Source organism: Mesorhizobium sp. M7A.F.Ca.CA.004.12.1.1 (assembly GCF_003997835.1).
Taxonomy (GTDB): Bacteria; Pseudomonadota; Alphaproteobacteria; order Rhizobiales; family Rhizobiaceae; genus Mesorhizobium.
The window spans coordinates 1-5,068 of the sequence record NZ_RZRK01000458.1 but is presented as its reverse complement, the minus strand read 5'-3'; the positions used below and the strand labels follow the sequence as shown (position 1 = coordinate 5,068).

The 5,068-nt window shown below is 62.1% G+C and carries 5 protein-coding genes; all 5 read left to right on the top strand.

The window, feature by feature from the left end:
* Positions 1 to 16: 16 nt before the first annotated feature.
* Entirely contained in the window at positions 17 to 955 is a 939-nt protein-coding gene (locus tag EN984_RS22380; RefSeq protein WP_127272650.1) for a DUF2182 domain-containing protein, read from the top strand.
* A 14-nt stretch (positions 956 to 969) separates the two neighbouring features.
* Positions 970 to 1,584, top strand: a complete 615-nt coding sequence (locus EN984_RS22375; RefSeq protein ID WP_127271928.1) for a DUF1326 domain-containing protein — start codon at positions 970 to 972, stop codon at positions 1,582 to 1,584.
* Entirely contained in the window at positions 1,581 to 2,399 is an 819-nt protein-coding gene (pcsA, locus tag EN984_RS22370) for a phosphatidylcholine synthase (protein ID WP_023811884.1), read from the top strand. Before EN984_RS22375 ends, pcsA begins: the two co-directional genes overlap by 4 nt.
* A 44-nt stretch (positions 2,400 to 2,443) precedes the next feature.
* Positions 2,444 to 3,421, top strand: a complete 978-nt coding sequence (locus EN984_RS22365) for a quinone oxidoreductase (RefSeq protein WP_127272649.1) — start codon at positions 2,444 to 2,446, stop codon at positions 3,419 to 3,421.
* 133 nt (positions 3,422 to 3,554) lie between these two features.
* On the top strand, positions 3,555 to 5,068 hold a 1,514-nt coding region (locus EN984_RS22360; RefSeq protein ID WP_164765579.1), incomplete at its 3' end, for an ABC transporter ATP-binding protein.

Here is a 5,068-nt window from a genome sequence, read left to right as displayed (position 1 = left end):
GCATATAGGTCAGATCATGCCGCTTGATCAACGCGGCGATTCGGCCCATTCGGATGTCATGACCGGCCAGCAGGACGACTTCAGGCATCTCGACCGCGCCGGCCGCGCCATGGCCGGCATCGCGCGCAATCCTCGCGTCACGGTAAACGTCGTTGTCGGCGCTTGCATCCTGCTTGCCTGGCTGTCTCTTGCGGCGATGGCAATCCGCGGGGCTGAAACAGGGATTGCGGGCGTCGGCGCCCCTGGCGACAGGATCCTGCGCAGCCTGCCGCCACTGCCGCTGCCCGATTTCCTGGAACGGTTCTTTGTGCTGTGCCTCTCACCGGTGCCCTTGGACGCAGATCTCGGCTTGCAGGCCGGCGCGCTCGTTTTCATGTGGCTCCTGATGGCGGTCGCGATGATGCTGCCTTCGGCGGCGCCGATGATCCGCACCTATTGCGAAATCACTGACACGGCTCGCATCAAGGGCGAACCGGTCGTTCACCCGCTGGTGCTGGTCGCCGGTTACCTAAGCGTCTGGCTCGCCGCTTCAATGATGTTCGCGGCGCTGACCTTGGCCGTCCATGCATTCGCCTCGTCAGCCGGGATGCTCGATCCGGTCGTCGGCCTTGCCGGTGCGCTCGCTCTCGTGATTGCCGGCCTCTACCAGTTCAGCGGCCTCAAGGAAGCTTGCCTGAAGAAATGCAAGAACCCGTTCTCGGTCCTGTTTTCGAACTGGAGCGCAAGGCCCCTTAACATCTTTCGGCTCGGTGTCGCGCAAGGTCTGTGGTGTCTCGGCTGCTGCTGGGCCTTGATGCTGGTGATGTTCGCCGTTGGCGTCATGAACATTTTCTGGATGGCGTTGATCGGGCTGTTCACCCTGATCGAAAAACAAACAGCCAGCAGGGTTCCAACCCGGCTGGCCGGTGCGATACTGCTTGTCTGGGCAGCCGCGCTGCTAGTAGTCTCGCTATGAGTGGGGGAAAATCGATGGCAGACCAGAGCTGGGCGATGAAGGGAGAGCTCGTACTCTCCTGCAATTGCACGGTTTTTTGCCCCTGCGTGCTATCGCTTGGCAATCATCCGCCGACCGAAGGCTATTGCCAGACCTGGGCGGGGTTTCGTATCGATGCAGGCCATTTCGGTGAGGTCGATCTGTCCGGCCTCAATCTCGGGCTGATCATAGAAATCCCCGGCTACATGAGCCGCGGCAACTGGACCGCCGGCCTGTTCATCGACAGCCGAGCCTCGGTCTACGCGGTCAAGGCGCTGACCAAGATCTTCACGGGCAAGGCAGGCGGAACCACATCGCTGCTCTCCATCCTGGTCGGCAAATTCCTCGGCGTCGAACAAGTGCCGATCACCTATGAGACGCGTGACAAGACGCGTATCTTCCAGATACCGAAGATTATCGACGGGGCGGTGACACCCATCCCCGGCAAGGATCGCGACAAGGATACGGTGATCAGCAATTCGGAATACTGGATCGCGCCCGAGATTGTCGTGGCAAGGTCTGACAAGAGCAAGATGCGGGCTTTCGGCCGCAACTGGAATTTCGCCGGCCGTTCGGCCGAAATCTGCAAGCTGGATTGGCGGGGCCCGTGAGCAAGAACACAACGGCCCGAAAAGCCGCCAAAAAGATCACGGACCGGATTCCCAGGCCGAAGAAGAAGGTCACCTGGCCACAGGCGCGGGCGTTCTCCGTCCACCTCTTGACCGCCTCGGGGTCATTCCTGGCCTTCCTGTCGCTGGTAGCGGCGAGCGAAGAGCGCTGGACCGCAATGTTCTGGTGGCTCGGGCTGGCATTGTTCGTCGACGGCATCGATGGACCGATCGCGCGCAAGCTCGAGGTCAAGGAGATCCTGCCGACATGGTCAGGCGAACTGCTCGACAACATCATCGACTACGTGACCTACGTGCTGATCCCGGCCTTCGCGCTCTATCAGCGCGGCTTCATGGGCGAGGGCCTGTCTTTCCTGTCGGCGGCGATCATCGTCGTGTCCAGCGCCATCTACTATGCCGACACCGGCATGAAGACGAAGGAGAATTTCTTCAAGGGATTCCCCGTGGTCTGGAACATGGTGGTGTTCACCCTGTTCGTCATCGAGCCCGGACAATGGGTTTCGTTCGCGGTTGTGGTGGTGGCCGGCGTCCTGACTTTCGTGCCGATCAACTTCATCCACCCGGTGCGGGTGGTGCGGCTGCGGCGCATCAACCTTGGGATGACTCTCTTGTGGTGCGCTTTCGGCGCGCTTGCCCTGGCCCAGGCGGCACTCGCTGCCTTCTATGATCAGATCGGCGTGCTGGGCGAACAGGTCAGCACCTTCACCAAGATCGGCATTACCATCACCGGGCTTTACCTTGCCTGCATCGGTGGCATCATGCAGTTCTTTCCCAATCTCGGTGCCAAAAAGGCTTGATCAGCCGCTCCCACAGGAAGCCTAGCCCCACAGGAAGCCTAGCAATGTCGAAAGCGATCCGCATTCACGCCAATGGCGGCCCGGAAGTTCTGACCTATGAGGACGCTGACCCCGGCCAGCCGGGATCCGGGCAGATCCTGGTCCGGCACACCGCGATCGGCCTCAATTTCATCGATGTCTACCATCGCTCTGGCCTCTACCCGCCGCCTGGCGGCTTCCCGCTCGTGCCAGGCAGCGAAGCCGCCGGCGTGGTGCTGGAGGTCGGCCAGGGCGTCGACTGGCTGAAGCCTGGCGATCGCATCGCCTATGCCGTGACGACGGGCGCTTACGCGCAACAGCGCGTCATCGATGCCAGCCGCGTCGTCAAGGTTCCGGATGGCATCAGCGACGAACAGGCCGCGGCGATGATGCTGAAGGGCATGACCGCGGAATATCTGCTGCGCCGGACGTTCAAGGTGAAGGCCGGCGACACGATCCTGTTCCACGCCGCGGCAGGCGGCGTCGGGCTGATCCTCGGCCAATGGGCAAAACATCTCGGCGCCACCGTCATCGGCACCGCCAGCTCGTCCGACAAGATCGAGCTCGCCAGGGCGCATGGTTTCGACCATGTCATCAACTACAAGGAACAGGATTTCGTTGCCGGCGTCGCCGCCATCACCGGCGGCAAAAAATGCGACGTTGTCTACGATTCGGTCGGCAACGACACATTTCCGGCTTCGCTGGACTGCCTGCGGTCGCTTGGCATGTTCGTCAGCTTTGGCCAGTCATCGGGACCCATACCGCCGTTCAGCATGTCATTGCTGGCACAGAAGGGGTCGCTGTTCGCAACAAGGCCGACACTGTTCGTCTACAACGCAAAACGCGAGGACCTCGACGCTTCTGCCGCCGCCCTGTTCGAGGTCGTGCTCAGCGGCGCGGTCGAAATCAAGATCAACCAGCGCTACGCGCTGAAGGACGCCGGCAAGGCGCATTCCGACCTCGAGGGCCGCAGGACCACAGGGACGACCATTCTCATCCCTTAGTTCGTTCTGCCTTGCTATCCCTTGAATTTCCGCTGAAATTCTTGAAGCTCTTTCAAGACGTGTGCCGCTTTCCGATGAGAGCCGGCCGCGCCTACCATGCCTGCGGGAACACAGAACATGTCTGGCTAACCAGATGGGAGGCACTGTGAGTGCAAATCACGACGGCACGAACCTGCTTGAGGTTCGTGGCCTCACCAAGATATTCGGCACGCTGACGGCGTGCGATCATATCGATCTCGACATCGCCAGGGGTGAGATCCACGCCCTGCTTGGCGAAAACGGCGCCGGCAAGTCGACGCTGGTGAAGATGCTGTTCGGTTCGCTGGAGCCCAATGCCGGCGAGATCTTCTGGAACGGGCAGGCCGTCAGGATTTCCAGCCCCGGCGTCGCGAAAAAACTCGGTATCGGTATGGTGTTCCAGCACTTCTCGCTGTTCGAGGCGCTGACCGCGGCCGAAAACATTGCCCTGTCGCTGGACGACGGCTCGCCGATCAACAGCATCGCTGCGAAGGCGAGGGCGCTTTCCTTCAGCTACGGCCTGCCGCTCGATCCTGAATCGCTGGTCGGCGACCTGTCGGTAGGCGAACGCCAACGCATCGAAATCATCCGTTGCCTGTTGCAAACGCCTCAGCTCATCATCCTGGACGAGCCGACCTCGGTGCTGACGCCGCAGGAAGCCGACAAGCTGTTCGAGACGCTGGAGCGCCTGCGTTCGGAAGGCAAATCCATCCTCTACATTTCGCACCGGCTCGAAGAGGTCAAACGCATCTGCGACCGCGCCACCGTGCTGCGTCACGGCAAGGTCGTCGGCCATTGCAACCCGCGCGAGGAAACCGCCTCTTCGCTGGCCCGCATGATGGTCGGCAACGAGGTGCAGGCCGTGGTGCGCGCGCCGGTCGAGGGGATCGCCACGGCGCAGCCGCTGCTCGAGATTCGCAACCTCAGCCGCAAGCCGGCAACACCGTTCTCGATCCCGCTCAAGGGCATCAACCTGAACGTCCGGGCGGGCGAGGTGATCGGCATCGCTGGCGTCGCCGGCAACGGCCAGGGCGAGTTCTTCGAATCCGTCTCAGGCGAAGTGCCGCAGCAGGATGCATCCTCGGTGCGCATTCGCGGTAAGGACGCAGGCGGCCTCACCATCACCGGGCGCCGACTGCTGGGCGCTGCCTTCGTGCCGGAGGAGCGCCTCGGCCACGGTGCGGCACCGCGCATGAAGCTTTCCGAAAACCTGCTGCTGTCGCGCCATGCCACCGACGGCAAGGCGTTCGTCGGTTCCGGCGGGATGGTGAAGAGCGGTGCCATCCAAGCCGCGTCCCAACGCATCATCGAGGCGATGGATGTACGCAAGAGTGCGCCGGATCCGGAGGCCGCGGCCCTTTCGGGCGGCAATCTGCAGAAATTCATCGTCGGCCGTGAACTCGACCGCCGGCCAAGCGTCATGGTGGTGAACCAGCCGACCTGGGGCGTGGATGCGGGCGCTGCCGCTCATATCCGCCAGGCCTTGATCGAGTTGTCGCGCAGCGGATCGGCGGTGCTGGTGATCAGCCAGGATCTCGACGAGCTGTTCGAGATATCGGATGCGATCGCGGTCATGCACAATGGCGAGCTGTCGAAACCTATGCCGATCGCCGAGGCAACCTTCGAAAA